The organism is Streptomyces sp. NPDC018026 (genome assembly GCF_044327745.1).
GTDB lineage: Bacteria > Actinomycetota > Actinomycetes > Streptomycetales > Streptomycetaceae > Streptomyces > Streptomyces rubrogriseus.
On record NZ_JBIRFY010000009.1, the window covers coordinates 222,169 to 239,995 of the forward strand.

At 69.7% G+C, this 17,827-nt stretch carries 14 protein-coding genes; 9 read left to right on the plus strand and 5 right to left on the minus strand.

Annotated elements, in window-relative coordinates:
• Window positions 1-18 precede the first annotated feature (18 nt).
• Window positions 19-1,296, plus strand: a complete 1,278-nt coding sequence (locus ACH4D3_RS27125; RefSeq protein ID WP_398326896.1) for an MFS transporter — start codon at window positions 19-21, stop codon at window positions 1,294-1,296.
• Window positions 1,297-1,327: 31 nt separating this feature from the next.
• Complete coding sequence (locus ACH4D3_RS27130; RefSeq protein WP_398326899.1) at window positions 1,328-1,912, plus strand: hypothetical protein; 585 nt, start codon at window positions 1,328-1,330, stop codon at window positions 1,910-1,912.
• A gap of 102 nt (window positions 1,913-2,014) precedes the next feature.
• Here ACH4D3_RS27130 and ACH4D3_RS27135 read toward each other — a convergent pair whose 3' ends face one another.
• Window positions 2,015-3,466 carry a CCA tRNA nucleotidyltransferase gene (locus tag ACH4D3_RS27135; RefSeq protein ID WP_398326902.1) on the minus strand — a complete coding sequence of 484 codons (1,452 nt, stop codon included), beginning with the start codon at window positions 3,464-3,466 and terminating at the stop codon, window positions 2,015-2,017.
• Window positions 3,467-3,692: 226 nt separating this feature from the next.
• Here ACH4D3_RS27135 and ACH4D3_RS27140 point away from each other — a divergent pair, with 226 nt between their 5' ends.
• The 7 genes from ACH4D3_RS27140 to trxA all read left to right on the plus strand — a co-directional run bounded on the left by ACH4D3_RS27140 (window position 3,693) and on the right by trxA (window position 13,519).
• On the plus strand, window positions 3,693-6,065 hold the full coding sequence (locus ACH4D3_RS27140) for a DUF6049 family protein (protein WP_398326905.1): 2,373 nt from the start codon (window positions 3,693-3,695) through the stop codon (window positions 6,063-6,065).
• A 44-nt stretch (window positions 6,066-6,109) separates the two neighbouring features.
• The gene (gene murJ, locus ACH4D3_RS27145) at window positions 6,110-8,560 is read left to right on the plus strand and encodes a murein biosynthesis integral membrane protein MurJ (RefSeq protein ID WP_398326908.1); all 2,451 of its coding nucleotides are present in this window, start codon (window positions 6,110-6,112) and stop codon (window positions 8,558-8,560) included.
• 139 nt (window positions 8,561-8,699) lie between these two features.
• Window positions 8,700-10,397, plus strand: a complete 1,698-nt coding sequence (locus tag ACH4D3_RS27150) for a protein kinase family protein (RefSeq protein WP_398326911.1) — start codon at window positions 8,700-8,702, stop codon at window positions 10,395-10,397.
• A gap of 28 nt (window positions 10,398-10,425) precedes the next feature.
• Entirely contained in the window at window positions 10,426-11,151 is a 726-nt protein-coding gene (gene sigM, locus ACH4D3_RS27155; protein WP_398326914.1) for an RNA polymerase sigma factor SigM, read from the plus strand.
• 17 nt (window positions 11,152-11,168) lie between these two features.
• Window positions 11,169-12,020 (plus strand): anti-sigma factor family protein, encoded by an 852-nt coding sequence (locus ACH4D3_RS27160; RefSeq protein ID WP_398327076.1) that lies wholly within the window; start codon window positions 11,169-11,171, stop codon window positions 12,018-12,020.
• 159 nt (window positions 12,021-12,179) lie between these two features.
• Entirely contained in the window at window positions 12,180-13,148 is a 969-nt protein-coding gene (gene trxB / locus ACH4D3_RS27165) for a thioredoxin-disulfide reductase (protein WP_398326917.1), read from the plus strand.
• A gap of 38 nt (window positions 13,149-13,186) precedes the next feature.
• Entirely contained in the window at window positions 13,187-13,519 is a 333-nt protein-coding gene (gene trxA / locus ACH4D3_RS27170; protein ID WP_003975042.1) for a thioredoxin, read from the plus strand.
• Between the two features lie 89 nt (window positions 13,520-13,608).
• Here the strand turns inward: trxA and ACH4D3_RS27175 are convergent, their stop codons facing one another.
• The 4 genes from ACH4D3_RS27175 to rsmG all read right to left on the minus strand — a co-directional run bounded on the left by ACH4D3_RS27175 (window position 13,609) and on the right by rsmG (window position 17,725).
• The gene (locus ACH4D3_RS27175) at window positions 13,609-14,226 is read right to left on the minus strand and encodes a GNAT family N-acetyltransferase (protein WP_398326921.1); all 618 of its coding nucleotides are present in this window, start codon (window positions 14,224-14,226) and stop codon (window positions 13,609-13,611) included.
• Between the two features lie 298 nt (window positions 14,227-14,524).
• Window positions 14,525-15,631: a ParB/RepB/Spo0J family partition protein gene (locus tag ACH4D3_RS27180; protein ID WP_398326924.1), complete on the minus strand. Its 1,107-nt coding sequence runs from the start codon at window positions 15,629-15,631 to the stop codon at window positions 14,525-14,527.
• Window positions 15,628-16,701: a ParA family protein gene (locus ACH4D3_RS27185; RefSeq protein WP_398327079.1), complete on the minus strand. Its 1,074-nt coding sequence runs from the start codon at window positions 16,699-16,701 to the stop codon at window positions 15,628-15,630. Before ACH4D3_RS27185 ends, ACH4D3_RS27180 begins: the two co-directional genes overlap by 4 nt.
• 304 nt (window positions 16,702-17,005) lie before the next feature.
• Window positions 17,006-17,725: a 16S rRNA (guanine(527)-N(7))-methyltransferase RsmG gene (gene rsmG / locus ACH4D3_RS27190; RefSeq protein WP_115743095.1), complete on the minus strand. Its 720-nt coding sequence runs from the start codon at window positions 17,723-17,725 to the stop codon at window positions 17,006-17,008.
• Between the last annotated feature and the right edge of the window lie 102 nt (window positions 17,726-17,827).

Here is a 17,827-nt window from a genome sequence, read left to right on the forward strand (position 1 = left end):
TATGTGAGGCTGTGCCCCATGGCCGTCGTCCGTGACCTGCGCGTCCTGCTGCGCCTGAAGGGGTTTCGGCGCCTGCTCGCCGTTCGCCTGCTCTCCCAGGGCGCCGACGGCGTCTACCAGGTCGCGCTCGCCACCTACGTCGTGTTCTCCCCGGAGAAACAGACCTCGCCCGCCGCGATCGCCTCCGCGATGGCGGTCCTGCTGCTCCCGTACTCCCTGGTGGGCCCGTTCGCCGGTGTCCTGCTGGACCGCTGGCGCCGCCGCCAGATCTTCCTGTACGGCAACCTGTTGCGCGCCGTGCTGGCCACGGTGACGGCGGCCTTGATGATCGCCTCCGTCCCTGACTGGCTCTTCTACGTCTCCGCGCTCTGCGTCACGGCCGTCAACCGCTTCGTGCTCGCGGGCCTGTCCGCCGCACTGCCCCGGGTGGTCGACGCCGAACGCCTGGTGATCGCCAACTCGCTCTCCCCGACGGCCGGCACGCTGGCCGCCACGGCGGGCGGCGGCCTCGCCTTCGTCGTACGCCTCGTGGTCTCGGACTCCGACGCCGCCGTGGTGCTGCTCGGCGCCTTCCTCTATCTGTGCGGAGCCCTGGCGTCGCTGCGGATCGCCGTGGAACTGCTGGGCCCCGACCCGGCACTCGTGCCGCCCAGACTGACCTCGGCGCTCACCGGCACCGCCCGCGACCTGGCGGCGGGCGTGCGTCACCTCGCCGCCCCCGCCCGCCGGGAAGCGGCCTGGGCACTCGCGGGCATGACGCTGATGCGGTTCTGCTACGGCGCCCTGCTGGTCATGCTGCTGATGCTGTGCCGGTACTCCCTGACCTCGGACACGGACGAGGGACTCGCCCTGCTGGGGCTAGCGCTGGGGGTCTCCGGGGCGGGCTTCTTCGCGGCGGCGGTGGTCACCCCCTCGGCGGCGGGACGGCTGGGGCCCGGCCGCTGGTTGGCCGTGTGCGCGGCGCTCGCCACCGTGCTGGTGCCGGCGCTGGGCCTGCCGTTCTCGACGGCACCCCTGCTCGCCGCAGCGTTCGTGCTGGGCCTGACGACCCAGGGGGCGAAGATCGCGACCGACACGGTCGTGCAGTCCTCGGTCGACGACACCTTCCGGGGCCGGATCTTCTCCGTCTACGACGTGCTGTTCAACGTGGCCTTCGTCGGCGCGGCCGGGGTGGCCGCGCTCATGCTGCCGCCGGACGGCCGGTCGGTGCCGCTGGTCGTGACGGTCGCCGCTATCTACGGAGCGGTTGCGGCAGCTATGGCCCGGTTTGAGAGCCGGCAAGTGTCACATCAGTGACACAGAGCCCCACCGGACTACAGAGTTGTCAGTGGGACCCGGTAGCTTACGTGCGTCTTATCTCGCGGCATGTCCGCGACACGCACCTATTTCAGGGGGACCCCCAGTGACCACCCAGCCGCCGCCCCAGGGCAACCCGTTCGCGCAGAACCAGCCGCAGGCCCCGCAGCAGCCTCAGGGGCAGAACCCCTACGCCCAGGGGCAGCCCGGCTTCCCGCAGCAGGCCGGTCAGCCCGGTTTTCCGCAGCAGGGCGCACCGTACGCCCCGGTGCCGCCGCAGCCGGCCCGCCGCAAGCCGAGCTTCAAGATGATCAAGAACATCGTCATCGCGGTGGTCGTCGTGGGTGTCGCGGTCGGCGGTTACATCGCCAGCCGGGACGACGCCGACCAGGCCGGCGTGGGTGACTGCCTGAAGTCCGCTTCGTCGTCCTCGGACCGCATGGAGGTCGTGGACTGCTCCTCCTCGGAGGCCGAGGGCAAGGTGCTGTCGAAGGTGAAGGGCCACTTCACGTCGCTGACCGCCGAGACGGAGTGCCGGAAGGTCGACGGAGCCACCGGCTTCTACGCCGAGACCGGCGACGGTGAAGAGTTCCTGCTCTGCCTCGGCAAGGTCTGAGGCGACAGACAGACCCTCTCCACCTTCTGCTTCATGGTCATGTTTCACGTGAAACATGACCCCGGCGGGCGGCACGTTTCACGTGAAACGTGCCGCCCGTTCTCATGCGTTGTCCGGGTGCTGAGCCCACCACTCCTTCAACGCCGCCACCGCCGCGTCGTGCTCCATCGGCCCGTTCTCCAGGCGAAGCTCCAGCAGATGCTTGTACGCCTGCCCGACAGCCGGCCCAGGGCGGACACCGAGGACCTCCATGATCTGGTTGCCGTCCAGGTCCGGGCGGATCGCGTCGAGCTCCTCCTGCTCCTGAAGCTGCGCGATCCGGTCCTCCAGACCGTCGTACGCGCGGGAGAGGGCCGAAGCCTTGCGCTTGTTGCGCGTCGTGCAGTCCGACCGCGTCAGTTTGTGGAGCCGGTCGAGCAGCGGCCCGGCGTCCCGGACGTAGCGGCGCACCGCGGAGTCCGTCCACTCGCCCGTGCCGTATCCGTGGAAGCGCAGATGGAGCTCGACCAGGCGTGAGACGTCCCTCACCAGGTCATTGGAGTACTTGAGCGCGATCATGCGCTTCTTCGTCATCTTGGCCCCGACCACCTCGTGGTGGTGGAACGAGACCCTGCCGTCCTTCTCGAAGCGGCGAGTGCGCGGCTTGCCGATGTCGTGCAGCAGAGCGGCCAGACGAAGGGTCAGATCCGGTCCCTCGCTCTCCAGGGCCATCGCCTGCTCCAGGACGATGAGGGTGTGGTCGTAGACGTCCTTGTGCCGGTGGTGCTCGTCCCGCTCCAGCCGCAGCGCCGGCAGCTCGGGCAGGACGTGCTCGGCAAGGCCCGTCTCCACCAGCAGACTCAGTCCCTTGCGCGGGTGAGGGGAGAGGATGAGCTTGTTCAGCTCGTCGCGGACCCGCTCGGCGGAGACGATGTCGATGCGCCCGGCCATGTCGTGCATGGCCTTGACCACCTCCGGCGCCACCTCGAAATCGAGCTGCGCGGCGAAGCGCGCGGCCCGCATCATCCTCAGCGGGTCGTCCGAGAAGGAGCCCTCGGGAGTACCCGGCGTGCGCAGCACACGGGCCCCGAGGTCGTCGAGTCCGCCGTGCGGGTCGATGAACACCTTCTCCGGAAGCGCGACGGCCATCGCGTTCACCGTGAAGTCACGCCGGACGAGGTCCTCCTCGATGGAGTCGCCGTAGGACACCTCGGGCTTGCGCGAGGTGCGGTCGTACGCCTCCGAGCGGTAGGTGGTCACCTCGATCTGCCAGCCGTCCTTCTGCCCCCCGACCGTGCCGAAGGCGATCCCTACCTCCCATACCGCGTCCGCCCAAGGGCGCATGATCTTCAGAACGTCCTGGGGACGGGCCTCGGTGGTGAAGTCCAGATCGTTGCCGAGCCGCCCGAGCAGGGCGTCCCGCACCGAGCCGCCGACCAGGGCGAGTGAGAACCCGGCCTCCTGAAAACGGCGGGCGAGATCGTCGGCGACAGGGGCGACCCGCAGCGGCTCACCCGCCGCGCGGTGCTGCTCCTGGCTCAGGACACTGGGGCTGACTTCGTTGGCGTTCGGCACAACAAAACAGGGTACGTGGCCCTGACGGCGACAAGCGTCCCCATTGATCGCGCACCGAATCCCCCGCTTTCGTACCGCTCCCTTTATAGACGCACATAGAGGGAAGCCCGGCTCTGGCAGCGGATCTTGTGACGTAGTCCGCGGCACTTCCCCTCAGCGCACCTCGTTACCATGCGTGGACGCACATTCCGACGACCACTGATCACGACGAGGGACGGGCGAGCGCGTGGCCGAGGCGGCAGACTTCCAGGGGACCAGTGCCTCACCTGCCCGCCGGTGGCTCCGGCGCACCACGGCGCTGCTCGCCGGGGCGCCGCTGCTGGCCGGTCTGGTCCAGCTGCCCGCCGCCGGCTCGGCACACGCCGAAGAGGCGGCCGCCGCGCTGACCGACTCCGACTCGGGCTCGGTGGCCGTGGCCCTCGATTCACTCACCCCCTCCGCGCCCACGGACGGGGACACGGTGACCGTGTCGGGCACCGTGACCAACCACGGCAAGCGGACCGTCACCGACGCCCACGTGGGCCTGCGCGTGGGCCCACAGCTCGACACCCGCTCGTCCGTCGATGCGATCGCCAAGGACAGCGACGATCTCCAGGGCTCCATCTCGCCGGAGATCGACAACGAGTACACGGAGAAGTTCTCCAAGCTCACTCCCGGCGTGGCGGAGCACTTCAACATCTCGGTACCGGTCGACGAGCTGAACCTCGGCAACGACGGCGTCTACGAATTCGCGGTCTCGCTGTCCGGAGAGACCTCCGCGCAGCCGTGGGAGCAGATCCTCGGCATCCAGCGGACCTTCCTGCCCTGGCAGCCCGACGGGGCCGACACCAAAACCAAGACCACGGCGCTGTGGCCACTCGTCTCGACGACCCACATGGCCGCCGAAACGGGACCGAACGAGGAGCAGACCCCGGTCTTCCTCAATGACGACCTGGCGAAGGAGATCTCCCCCGGCGGCCGGCTGAACCAGATGGTGGCGCTGGGCAAGGACCTCGATGTCACCTGGGTGGTCGACCCGGACCTGCTGGCCTCCGTCGACGCGATGACGGGCAGCTACCGCGTCCGGGACGGGGACCAGACCACCGCCGGCACCCATCAGACGGTCGCCAAGCAGTGGCTCGCCGACCTGCAGGACGCGGTGGCCGACGAGGAGGTCGTCGCCCTCCCCTTCGCCGACCCCGACCTGGCGTCCCTCGCCCACAACGGCACGGACGTCACCGGCTCGCTGAGTCAGCTCAAGGAGGCGACGGACGTCGTCGCCAACACCGTCGAGCCGATCCTTCATGTGAAGCCGAACACCGAGTTCGCCTGGCCCGTGGAGGGCGCCGTCGACCGGTCCATCGTCAAGGTCGCCACCTCCGCGGGCGCCGACAAGGTGATCGCGCGCAGCGACAGCCTCCAGGAGACCGACGCCCTGCCGTACACGCCGTCCGCCGCCCGTCCCATCGGCGGCGGCACCACGGCCGTGGTGGCGGACGCCCGGATGTCCACGGCGTTCGAGGGCGACCTGACGACGGCGTCCGCGTCCACGCTCGCCGTACAGCGCTTCCTCGCCCAGAGCCTGGGCCTGGGCCTCCAGACCGACAAGCAGCGCAGCGTGGTCATCGCCCCGCAGCGCACACCCTCCGGGAGCCAGGCGCGCGCGATGGCCGAAGGGCTGCGAGCCCTCCAGAGCGGCACGTGGTCCCAGTCCCAGAAGCTGGCGGCGACCGCGGCGGCCAAGCCGGATCCGGACGCCGCCACCAAGGTTCCGGACACCTCTTCCTATCCCTCGGCGCTGCGCAAGAAGGAGCTGCCCCGGTCGGCGTTCGTGGAGAGCGCCCGGACGCAGGACGCGCTGGACAGCTTCAAGGTCGTGCTCTCGGACCCGTCCCGGGTGGTGACCCCCTTCGGACGCGCCCTGAACCGGGAGCTGTCCGTGTCGTGGCGCGGCCGGGCCGCCGAGGCGCAGTCGTTCCGCGCCGGAGTGAAGTCGTACCTCGACGGGCTGACCGGCCGGGTCAGACTGATCGACAAGTCGGAGACGAAGCTCTCCGGCCGCAGCGCCACCATCCCGGTGACGGTGCAGAACAACCTGGTGCAGGACGTCGGCCCCCTGGTCCTGCGGCTCACCTCGGCGAACCCGACCCGCCTCGAGATCGACGGCGCCCGCTACGAGGAGCAGCCGATCTCGGTCTCCGGCGGCCACAGCCAGTCGGTGAAGTTCACCACGTCGGCCAACGCCAACGGACGGGCGACGGTGATCGCCCAGCTGTACACGACGGACGGGCGGCCCTACGGCAAGCCGGTCACCTTCGACGTGAAGGTCACCGAGATCACGGCCACCGTGATGCTCGTCATCGGAGGCGGCGTCCTGCTGCTCGTCCTCGCCGGCTTCCGGATGTACACGCAGCGCAAGCGCGCCGCGGCCCGTGCCGCGGAGAAGGCGGAGTCGGGCGAGCACGACGAGGCGGGCGATGAGGGTGAGGAGGGTGGTTCCGGAGAGTCGGAGACCGCGGAGGACGCCGAGGACGATCCGGAGCAGCCGAGTGACCCGACACCGGACACCGCAGCGGAAAGCGACGACCCGTCCGGCACGGGTGAGAGAGTGGACCGTTGAGGATGTCGTGGCCGGTCGGCCCGGGACGATGAGGTGGGGTAACCATGAACGCGCCGTACGACGGTGACCGCGGTCAGGCCGCGGACGGCTCGGGTCACCCCCAGGGCCCGCCGCCGGACCCCGGCCAGACGCCGCCGCAGCCGCCGGCGGACATGTACCTCCAGGACGCCTACGACCAGGATCCCTACCGGGCCCAGGACCTCTCCGCCCAGGATCCGGTCTCCGAGGCGCTCTACGACCGTGCAGCGCACCCCCCGCCGCCTCCGGGAACGTACCCGCCGCAGCAGCCGCTGTACTCCCAGCCCTCCCAGTCGCCGTACGCCCCCGATCCCCGGGTGTGGGCCCAGACGCCCGCCCCGGAGCCGGAGGGACCGACGCAGTACCTGCCGTACGGCGACGACCCTCGGACCACCCAGTTCGTGGGCGTGGACGACCTGGTCGGCCAGGCCGGAGACCAGCGTCACGAGCCGGACGCCTTCGCGCACCTGTTCCGCGACCAGCAGCAGGGCGGCAGCCACCCCTCGTACGACGACCAGGCCGCCGTACCCGCCCCCGCCCCCGCACCGGGGCCGTACGGCGGGGCGGCGGGGCCGGGCCAGTACGCCGCGCCACCACCGCCGCCGCCGGGCCAGTACGGCGGGCACCAGGGGCCCGATCCGTACGGGAACGCCCAGACACATGGTCAGTACGGCGGCTCCGCTCAGTACGGTGGCCCCGCTCAGTACGGCGGCTCCGCTCCGACGCCCGGGCAGCACGCGGCGCCCGCGCCCGGCCAGTACGCGGTGGCCCCCACCCCCGAGGCGGCCGAGGCTCCACTCCAGGAGCCCGAGGCCGCGCCCGCGGCCACCCAGGCCGCGCCCAAGAAGGGCGGGCGCGCGGGTGGCCTGCTGAAGTCGAGCGCCGTGATGGCGGCGGGCACGATGGTGTCGCGGCTGACCGGGTTCGTCCGGTCCGCGATGATCGTCTCGGCCCTGGGCCTCGCGCTGTTGGGCGAATCTTTCCAGATCGCCTACCAGCTGCCGACGATGATCTACATCCTCACCGTCGGCGGCGGCCTCAACTCGGTCTTCGTACCCCAGCTCGTCCGGGCCATGAAGGACGACGACGGTGGCGAGGCCTATGCCAACCGACTCCTGACCCTGGTCATGGTGGCCCTCGGAGTCCTCACCGCACTGGGCATGCTGGCGGCCCCCCTGCTGGTTCGCGCGCTGTCGAACCCGGTCGCCTCGGACCCCGCCGCCAACGACACGGCCGTCACCTTCACCCGGTACTTCCTGCCGTCCATCTTCTTCATGGGCGTCCACGTCGTAATGGGGCAGATCCTCAACGCCCGTGGACGGTTCGGCGCGATGATGTGGACCCCGGTCCTGAACAACATCGTCATCATCGTCACCCTCGGCATGTTCCTCTGGGTCTACGGCACGGCCGCCGACTCCGGAATGACGGTCGCCACCATCCCGCCGGAAGGCGAGAAGCTCCTCGGAATCGGCATCCTGCTCGGCCTCGTCGTGCAGTCCCTGGCGATGATCCCCTATCTCCGCGAGACCGGGTTCAAGCTGCGCCTGCGATTCGACTGGCGGGGGCACGGCCTCGGCAAGGCCGCGATGCTCGCCAAGTGGACGATCCTCTTCGTCCTCGCCAACCAGGCGGGTGCCCTCGTCGTCATCCAGCTCGCCACGGCGTCGGTCACGGACACCGACCTCGCCGGCACCGGCTACAGCGCCTACGCCAACGCCCAGCTCATCTGGGGGCTGCCACAGGCCATCATCACCGTCTCCCTGATGGCCGCCCTGCTGCCGCGCATCTCGCGCTCGGCGTCCGAGGAGGACGGGGGAGCGGTCCGCGACGACATCTCCCAGGGGCTGCGCACCACGGCCGTCGCCATCGTGCCGGTCTCCTTCGGCTTCGTCGCGCTCGGCATCCCGATGTGCACACTGATCTTCGGCTCCTCGGGCACGGGCGCGGCCACCAACATGGGCTACATGCTGATGGCCTTCGGCCTCGGCCTCATCCCGTACTCCGTGCAGTACGTCGTCCTGCGCGCCTTCTACGCCTACGAGGACACCCGGACGCCCTTCTACAACACTGTCATCGTGGCCGTGGTCAACGCCGCCGCCTCGGGCCTGTGTTACCTCCTGCTGCCCTCGCGCTGGGCCGTCGTCGGCATGGCCGCCTCCTACGGCCTGGCCTACGTGATCGGCGTGGGCGTCGCCTGGCGCAGGCTGCGCAAGCGGCTCGGCGGGGACCTGGACGGCGCACGGGTGCTGCGCACGTACGCCCGGCTGTGCATCGCGTCCGTCCCGGCCGCCCTGGTCGGTGGCGCCGCCTGCTACGCGATCAGCCGCTCGCTCGGCCAGGACGTCGTGGGATCGTTCGCCGCGCTGCTGGCCGGCGGAGTGCTCCTGTTCGGTGTCTTCTTCGTCGCCGCCCGCCGCATGCGCATCGAAGAGGTCAACTCTCTGGTCGGCATGGTGCGCGGACGCCTGGGACGCTGAGACCCGGGGTAGGCGCACAACCATCGTCCGCCGCTGTGTGTCGTGCTTAGCGGCGGACTGTGGGCACAATTGGGTTCGGCGTCGGACGCGCGGATCGGGAGTCGGCCGACGCGCACGGAATGGGGAGGCAGGAACGGCGGTGGCGGAACGGAGCACAGCTGCCGTCGACGTGGCAGACAACAGCGGCGATGAGCCGCTGACCGCACAGGCGGACCAGTCCACGGCCGACGGGGTGGCCAACAACCGGGAGCAGGACACGGACAGCGACGAGGCACAGGGGAACCCCACGAGCGAGGAGCCCGGCAAGGCCTCGCCTCCCGAACTGCACAGCGGGCACAAGCTCGCCAGACGCTACCGCCTCGAGGAGTGCGTCACCCGTCTGGACGGCTTCAGCAGTTGGCGGGCCGTCGACGAGAAGCTGCGCCGCGCCGTCGGAGTCCACCTCCTCCCCGCGGACCACCCGCGCGCCCGGTCCGTGCTGGCCGCGGCACGCTCGTCCGCCCTGCTCGGCGACCCCCGCTTCGTCCAGGTACTGGACGCCGTCGAGGACAACGACCTCGTCTACGTCGTGCACGAGTGGCTGCCCGATGCCACCGAGCTGACCGCTCTCCTCGCCGCCGGGCCGCTGGAGGTGTACGACGCCTACCAGATGGTCAGTCAGGTCGCGTCGGCCATGGCGGCCGCGCACCGGGAGGGCCTCGCCCATCTGCGTCTGAGCCCCAACGCGGTGCTGCGTACGTCGACGGGCCAGTGGCGGATCCGCGGGCTGGCCGTCAACGCCGCACTGCGCGGCATCAGTTCCGACACTCCGCAGCGCACCGACACCGAGGCCATCGGCGCCCTCCTGTACGCCACGCTCACCCAGCGCTGGCCGTACGAGAGTGACGCGCACGGTCTGGCAGGCCTGCCCAAGGACATCGGGCTGATCCCGCCGGACCAGGTACGTGCCGGCGTCCACCGCGGCCTGTCCGAACTGGCGATGCGGGCGCTCGCCAACGACGGTGCCACCGCCTCCCGGCACGAGTCCCCGTGCACCACGCCGGAGGAACTGGTGAAGGCGATCGGCGAGATGCCGCGCATCCGCCCGCCGGAGCCGACGTACACCGCACCGCCCCCGTACCAGCGGACGGCCCACCAGCAGGGTGCGTACGGTCGTCCGGCGCCGCGCCCCGGTGTCACCCAGCCCGTGCCGACGCCGCCGCCCCCGCTGCAGAGCCGCACCGGCAAGGCTCTGAAGTGGGGCGTGTCGGCCCTGCTGATCGCCGCGCTCGGCCTCGGCAGCTGGCAGCTCGCGGACGCCCTCATGGAACGGGGTGGCAAGGCGGACGACCCGAACCAGACGCAGACGGTGGACGGCGACAACGACAAGGGCTCGAAGCCCCCGGCCTCCGGCAAGGCCGTTCCGATCACCAGTGCCCGGGACTTCGACCCCTTCGGCGACCAGTCCGAGAAGCCCTCCGAGATCGGGAATGTCTACGACGGCAGCAAGTCCACCTACTGGCAGACGGACTACTACCTCAGCTCCGACTTCGGCCGCCTAAAGCCCGGCGTCGGCGTCATCCTGGACCTCGGCAAGGTACAGCAGGTCGGCAAGGTGACCGTCACCTTCGTCGGGAACACGTCCGTCGAGCTGCGCAGTGCGGGCAAGGACACGACGGCGGAGCCGACCTCCTTCGACCAGTACGAGAAGGTCGCCGGGGGCTCGGGCACGACGGTGGAACTCAAGCCCGACAAGGCCGTCCAGAGCCGGTACCTCCTGGTGTGGCTCACCGATCTGCCAGTGCAGTCAGACGGGAACTGGCGCGGCCGGCTGGCCGACATCAAGGTGACCAGCTGACGGCACCTACCGCAGGGAGAGGGGTGTGATGGCGGGCGGCGCGAGTCATGACGGGGTGACCGACCAGGAACTGCTCGCCCGCCACGTCGAGGGCGACCCCGACGCCTTCGCTGAGCTCGTGCGCCGTCACCGCGACCGGCTCTGGGCGGTGGCCCTGCGGACGCTGGGGGACCGTGAGGAGGCCGCCGACGCCGTCCAGGACGCGCTCGTCTCCGCCTACCGGGCCGCCCACACCTTCCGCGGACAGGCGGCCGTCACCACCTGGCTGCACCGGATCACCGTGAACGCCTGTCTGGACCGTGCCCGCAAGGCCGCCTCGCGGAAGACCGCGCCCGTCGACGACACCGAACGCCTGGAGCAGCTGCTGGAGCCGCACGAGTCGGCCTCCGCTCCCGCAGAGCGCAACGACCTGCACCGCCAGCTGCTGGAGGCACTGGGCACCCTGCCCGCCGACCAGCGGGCCGCTCTCGTCCTGGTCGACATGCAGGGCTATCCGGTCGCGGAGGCCGCCCGCATCCTCGACGTGCCGAGTGGCACGATCAAGAGCCGGTGCGCCCGGGGCAGAGCCCGGCTCCTGCCGCTGATCACCCACCTGCGCCCGGACGGCAGCGGAGACGGCAGGACGCCCGGCCCGGAGCGGAACCGGACGCCGGGGGCATCCGTCCCACCGGCAGCGGGACCGCGGCGTGCGGGTCCGCCGGAGACCGGGCCGAGTGATTCAGCCGTAGTGAAGGGCGGAGGTGGACGAGCGTGACGTCGTCGACGACAGACATGACCGGGCACCCGGATGTCGCGGAGATCTCCGACCTCGCCGAGGGCCTCCTCCCGAGCACACGGACCACCGATGTACGGCGGCACCTGGAAGGCTGCGAGCTCTGCGCGGACGTCTACGCCTCGCTGGAAGAGATCCAGGGACTGCTCGGCGCCCTGCCTTCCCCGACGCCGATGCCGGACGACGTGGCCGCCCGTATCGACGCCGCCCTGGCGAATGAGCCTCTGCCGGAGGGCGGAGACGGCCCGCGTGTTTCACGTGAAACATCGGCACCGGCCGACCGGCCCGCCGGGCACGCGCGAACCTCCTCCACCGGTCCCGGCCGCAAGGACCGCCGCCGAAGCGGTCGGCGAAGGGTCGCTGTGCTCGGCGCCGTGGCCGCCGCTGCCGCGATCGGGCTCGGCTCGGTCATCGTGTCCTCCCTCACTGGAGAGAGCCCCTCCCACGACACCGCCCACGGGCAGCAGACCCCGCTCCCGGACACCTTCGCCGAGGGCCGACTCCAGGACAAGGTCTCCGGTCTCCTCGCGGACGGGAGCACCGAGGGCGGCGGATCACGTACGCCGCGCAGTTTCGGCGTGGAGTCCGAGAACGGTGGCGAGACCGCCGAGAACCATGTCTTCAAGCAACCGACCGTCCCCGAGTGCATCCGCCAGGGCATCGGTCGCGACGAGGCCGTGATCGCCACGGAGCCGGGCGTCTACAAGGGCAAGGAAGCCCTGCTGGTGGTACTGCCCGACGCGACCAATGACACCCGGGTCACCGCCTACATCGTCGAGACGGCGTGCGTGGATCAGCCCGCGGTCGGCAAGGCCAAGATCCTTCTCAAGCACTCCTACGCGCGTTCGTAGCGGTCCTTCCTTCCCTTCCACCGGCAAGCCGGACCCTGCCGCCGTGTGCCCGGGCACAGCGGGAATGCGCGCCCCGTAGGATCCGTTAGGTGGGGTGAGAGTTCCGAGTGCAGCTCCACCCGGCCCTGAAGACGCAGTCCAGAGACGAGGAATGAAGCCGTGAGCGACGTCCGAAACGTGATCATCATCGGCTCCGGGCCCGCCGGCTACACGGCGGCGCTCTACACCGCGCGAGCGTCCCTGAAGCCGCTGGTGTTCGAGGGTGCCGTCACCGCGGGCGGAGCGCTGATGAACACCACCGAGGTGGAGAACTTCCCCGGCTTCCAGGACGGCATCATGGGCCCCGAGCTCATGGACAACATGCGGGCCCAGGCGGAGCGCTTCGGGGCGGAGCTGATCCCGGACGACGTCGTGGCCGTCGACCTCAGCGGTGAGATCAAGACCGTCACCGACACCGCGGGAACGGTCCACCGGGCCAAGGCCGTCATCGTCACCACCGGCTCCCAGCACCGCAAGCTCGGCCTGCCGAACGAGGACGCGCTGTCCGGGCGCGGTGTCTCATGGTGCGCGACCTGTGACGGCTTCTTCTTCAAGGACCAGGACATCGCCGTGATCGGCGGCGGGGACACCGCGATGGAGGAGGCCACCTTCCTCTCCCGCTTCGCGAAGTCCGTGACGATCGTCCACCGCCGGGACACCCTGCGCGCCTCCAAGGCGATGCAGGAGCGTGCCTTCGCCGACCCCAAGATCTCGTTCGTCTGGGACAGCGAGATCGCCGAGGTCCAGGGCGACCAGAAGCTGGCGGGCCTGAAGCTGCGCAACGTCAAGACCGGCGAGCTCTCCGATCTGCCGGTGACCGGCCTGTTCATCGCGATCGGCCACGACCCGCGCACCGAACTCTTCAAGGGCCAGCTCGACCTGGACCCGGAGGGCTACCTGAAGGTCGACGCGCCCTCGACGCGTACCAACCTGACGGGTGTCTTCGGGGCCGGTGACGTGGTCGACCACACCTACCGCCAGGCGATCACCGCTGCGGGCACCGGCTGCTCCGCCGCGCTCGACGCCGAGCGCTTCCTCGCCGCCCTCAGCGACGAGGACAAGGCGGAGCCCGAGAAGACCGCCGTCTGACCACCCCATCCCTCGCACCAACCAGTTAGGAGCCCGCCGTGGCCGGCACCCTGAAGCATGTGACTGACGACTCCTTCGAGCAGGACGTCCTCAAGAACGACAAGCCCGTCCTGGTGGACTTCTGGGCCGCCTGGTGCGGTCCGTGCCGCCAGATCGCGCCGTCCCTCGAGGCCATCGCCGCCGAGTACGGCGACAAGATCGAGATCGTCAAGCTGAACATCGACGAGAACCCGGGTACGGCCGCCAAGTACGGCGTCATGTCCATCCCGACCCTGAACGTCTACCAGGGTGGCGAGGTCGCCAAGACCATCGTCGGTGCGAAGCCGAAGGCCGCGATCGTCCGCGACCTCGAGGACTTCATCGCCGACTGACGATCGTCGACTGACGTTTCACGTGAAACACAAATGGGCCGACCCGAACGGGTCGGCCCATTTGGTGTACAGCGGTCTCCGGTGCCGAGCTACAGCGGACGCAGCGCCGGCTCCTTCTGCACGGCGCCGAGCAGGCGGTCCAGAGCCATCTCCACGTCTTCCTTCCAGGACAGTGTGGAGCGAAGATCCAGCCGCAGCCGCGGATGCCGGGGATGCGGTCGGACCGTCTTGAAGCCCACCGCCAGGAGATGCTCCGCCGGCAGAACGCAGGCGGGCTCCTTCCAGCGGGCGTCGCCGAACGCCTCGATGGCCTTGAAGCCACGACGCAGGAGGTCCTTGGCGACCGTCTGGACCATCACCCGGCCCAGCCCCTGGCCCTGGTACCCCGGCATCACGAACGCGGTCATCAACTGAACCGCGTCGGAGGAGACCGGACTGGTGGGGAAAGCCCCCGAGCGCGGCACATACGCGGGCGGTGCATACAGAACGAAGCCCACCGGCACGTCATCGACGTAGACCACCCGGCCGCAGGATCCCCAGTCCAGCAGCACGGCGGAGATCCAGGACTCCTTCTCCAGGGCCGGCGTACCGGCCTCTACCGCGGCCTCGCCGCTGACGGGGTCCAGTTCCCAGAAGACGCACGAGCGACAGCGCTGGGGAAGGTCCTGAAGGTTGTCCAGCGTGAGCGGTACGAGCCGGCGCCCCATGAAGGCTGATCCTCGCTTCCTTCCCCTGCCGCGTCGCGGGCGGCTGTCAGAGCGCTCCGTTCCCTGAGCAGGCTGCCGATGAACCCACCGACCGCGCCCAGTCCCAAGCCCGCGCTCACCCATTCGGTACGGCTCATCGTTCGCATGGCCCCTGCCTTCCTCCCAGAGGTACCGCCAGGTGACAACGCTCTCCCGCTCGCATCGTATCCACGATGCGGTGGACCCGACACCGACGCAAAGCAAAGGGCGGACCGTGTTCCGGTATGCACCGGACGCGGCCCGCCCTCAAGACAGCCGATCAGGACTCGATGTCCCCGTTCCCGTCCTCGTCCTCCAGGAGGCCCTTCTGCAGTACGGGGCCCTCGCCGGGAGCGAGACTGCCGAGGATCCGCTCAAGGTCGTCCATGGAGGCGAACTCCACGGTGATCTTGCCCTTCTTCTGTCCCAGGTCGACCTTCACACGCGTCTCGAAGCGGTCCGAGAGCCGCGTCGCAAGGTCCGACAGTGCTGGGGAGACCAGAGAGCCGGCCCGCGGGCCCTTGGCTCGCTGCGGCTTCTGCGGCCGGGAACCCATCAGGGTCACGATCTCTTCGACCGACCGCACCGAGAGCCCTTCGGCCACGATGCGATGCGCCAGTCGATCCTGCTCCTCCGGGTCGTCCACGGACAGCAGGGCTCGCGCGTGCCCCGCGGAGAGCACACCTGCGGCCACCCGGTTCTGCACCTTCGGGGAGAGCTTCAGCAGACGCAGGGTGTTGGACACCTGCGGACGGGAGCGGCCGATACGGTCCGCCAGCTGGTCATGCGTGCAGCTGAAGTCCTTCAGCAACTGGTCGTAGGCGAAGGCCTCCTCCAGCGGATTCAGCTGAGCGCGGTGCAGGTTCTCCAGGAGCGCGTCCAGAAGGAGCTTCTCGTCCTCCGTCGCCCGCACGATCGCCGGGATGGCGTCCAGCTCCAGCTCTCGGCAGGCGCGGAAGCGGCGCTCACCCATGATGAGCTCATAGCGCCCGGGCTCCGTCGGCCGAACGACAACCGGCTGGAGGAGACCGACCTCTCGGATGGAGGTGACGAGCTCGGCCAGCGCGTCGTCGTCGAAGTCCTTGCGCGGCTGCTTCGGGTTCGGCGTGATGGCGTCAAGCGGAACCTCGGCGAAGTGCGCCCCCATGGGCGGCCGAAGCCCCTCCACGCCCTGCGACGCCGTCGGCTCTTCGGTTTCACGTGAAACATGCGGCAGCGTGGCCACCTTCGCCGCGGCCACCCCACGCTCGCTCGGCAGCAGAGGCATCGTCCCCGGGGCCGCAGATGCCGCGCTCCCCAAGGCTGCCGAGGCAACCGACTTCTCGGTCGGGGCGTTGGGGATCAGTGCACCGAGGCCACGACCCAACCCCCTCCGTCGCTCACTCACTGGGTCCCCTCCACCATGCTCGGATCGTTCTGAGCGCCGACGTGGGCGTGGGTGGCGTCATAGGTGACGCCCACACCCTTCAGCGCGATCTCACGGGCCGCCTCCAGATAGGAGAGGGCTCCACTTGATCCAGGATCGTAGGTCAGTACCGTCTGCCCATAGCTCGGGGCCTCGGAGATACGGACCGAGCGGGGAATGCTCGTCCGCAACACCTCCTCGCCGAAGTGGCTGCGCACCTCGTCCGCGACCTGCGACGCGAGCCGCGTCCGGCCGTCGTACATGGTGAGGAGGATCGTCGATACATGCAGCGTGGGATTGAGATGTCCCCGCACCAGGTCGACGTTGCGGAGCAGCTGCCCCAGCCCTTCCAGGGCGTAGTACTCGCACTGGATGGGAATCAGCACCTCCTGGCCCGCGACGAGGGCATTGACGGTCAGCAGACCGAGGGAGGGCGGGCAGTCGATGAGGATGTAGTCCAGCGGCTGCTCGTACGCCGTGATCGCTCGCTGGAGGCGGCTCTCGCGTGCGACCAGAGAGACCAGTTCGATCTCCGCACCGGCGAGATCGATCGTGGCGGGCGCACAGAACAGACCCTCGACATCGGGGACCGGCTGGACCACTTCCGACAGCGGTCGGCTCTCGACCAGCACGTCGTAGATGGACGGTACATCGGCGTGATGGTCGATCCCCAGCGCGGTGGAGGCGTTGCCCTGCGGGTCGAGGTCGACCACCAGGACTCTCGCACCGTGCAGGGCGAGTGAGGCGGCAAGATTGACGGTCGTCGTCGTCTTGCCCACACCGCCCTTCTGGTTCGCTACGACCATGACCCGGGTCTGCTCGGGTCGCGGCAGCCCCTCGCCGGCGCGGCCCAGAGCCTCCACCGCCAGTTGGGCAGCACGACCGATCGGCGTGTCGTCCATCGGAGGCGGTGTTTCACGTGAAACATCCGCCCCCATCGACTCGGTACGGGGACCGGGGACCGGATCGGTCATCGGTCCCGCGATATTGGCGTCGGACCGCAAGGATTCACTCTCCTCGACTTCAGGCTCGCAATGAACAGAGCCTCCCATGCCTCCGGGGTCATGAACCAGTGAGGCCTGGTCTTCTGTGGAGAAATCCACCTCTGTGGACAACTCCGTGCCCTCTCCGAGCGACCCGAGAGGCTTTCGGTCGCGGGGGTCGGCCGCGGCGCGGCCGCGGCTGATGATGCCGTGCAGCAGTGAGCGACGTTTCACGTGAAACACGATGCACAGCAGCTGATGCCGAACTGCCGCGACACTCCGGCATACGTGAGCAGGGCAGCTTGTGTGGAGTACGGCCTGTGTGGAGTACGGCTGGGTGGAGTACGACTGACCACCGAGCGAAGTCGAGTCGCTAGCCGCGACGTCGCCGCGTCCGACCGGTCCGTGCGGCCTTGGCCCGCTTGGCGGCGAAGCGCACACCACCGGGGCTCTCGCCCACCTCTACGCGCACCACGGTGGACAGGGGATCCACGACGCCCTCGCCGACGTGGAGGATGGACGTCTGCTCCGCACCGAGTTTGCTCAGCGCCGCGGTCGCCGCCTTCAGCTCCTCCTCAGCCGTGTCGCCCTTGAGGGCGAGCATCTCCCCGTACGGGCGCAGCAGGGGAATGCCCCAGGTGGCGAGGCGGTCCAGCGGGGCTACGGCACGGGCCGTCACCACATGCACCGGCGGCAGCTTGCCCATGACCTCCTCGGCCCGGCCCCGCACCACGGTGACATGGTCCAGCCCCAGCAGCTCCACGACCTCGGTCAGGAAGTTCGTGCGGCGCAGCAGCGGCTCAAGAAGGGTGATCTTCAGGTCTTCCCGCACCAGCGCCAGCGGGATACCCGGCAGGCCGGCTCCCGAACCGACGTCGCACACCGTCACTCCCTCGGGCACGACCTCCGAGAGCACCGCGCAGTTCAGCAGGTGCCGCTCCCAGAGCCGGGGTACTTCTCGCGGGCCGATCAGGCCACGCTTCACCCCCGCCTCGGCGAGCAGTTCCGCGTAGCGGACCGCGTCCGCGTAGCGATCACCGAACACATCACGTGCCTGCTCGGGTACAGGGGGGAGCTCCGCTGCCTCCGACACGGGGACCGTCCTTCCGTACGGCACCGGCGCACCGGGCGCCGGAACCAGAACCACCAGAACTATCAGGCTGACAAAATTCGGCCCCGCCTGCGCAACAGACGG

What these genes read in the sequence shown, in the direction of transcription:
- ACH4D3_RS27175 (WP_398326921.1), bottom strand. Translation starts at nt 14,226, where the DNA reads ATGGGGCGCCGGCTCGTACCGCTCACGCTGGACAACCTTCAGGACCTT.
- murJ (WP_398326908.1), top strand. Translation starts at nt 6,110, where the DNA reads ATGAACGCGCCGTACGACGGTGACCGCGGTCAGGCCGCGGACGGCTCG.
- ACH4D3_RS27160 (WP_398327076.1), top strand. Translation starts at nt 11,169, where the DNA reads ATGACCGGGCACCCGGATGTCGCGGAGATCTCCGACCTCGCCGAGGGC.
- ACH4D3_RS27125 (WP_398326896.1), top strand. Translation starts at nt 19, where the DNA reads ATGGCCGTCGTCCGTGACCTGCGCGTCCTGCTGCGCCTGAAGGGGTTT.
- sigM (WP_398326914.1), top strand. Translation starts at nt 10,426, where the DNA reads ATGGCGGGCGGCGCGAGTCATGACGGGGTGACCGACCAGGAACTGCTC.
- ACH4D3_RS27185 (WP_398327079.1), bottom strand. Translation starts at nt 16,701, where the DNA reads ATGGGAGGCTCTGTTCATTGCGAGCCTGAAGTCGAGGAGAGTGAATCC.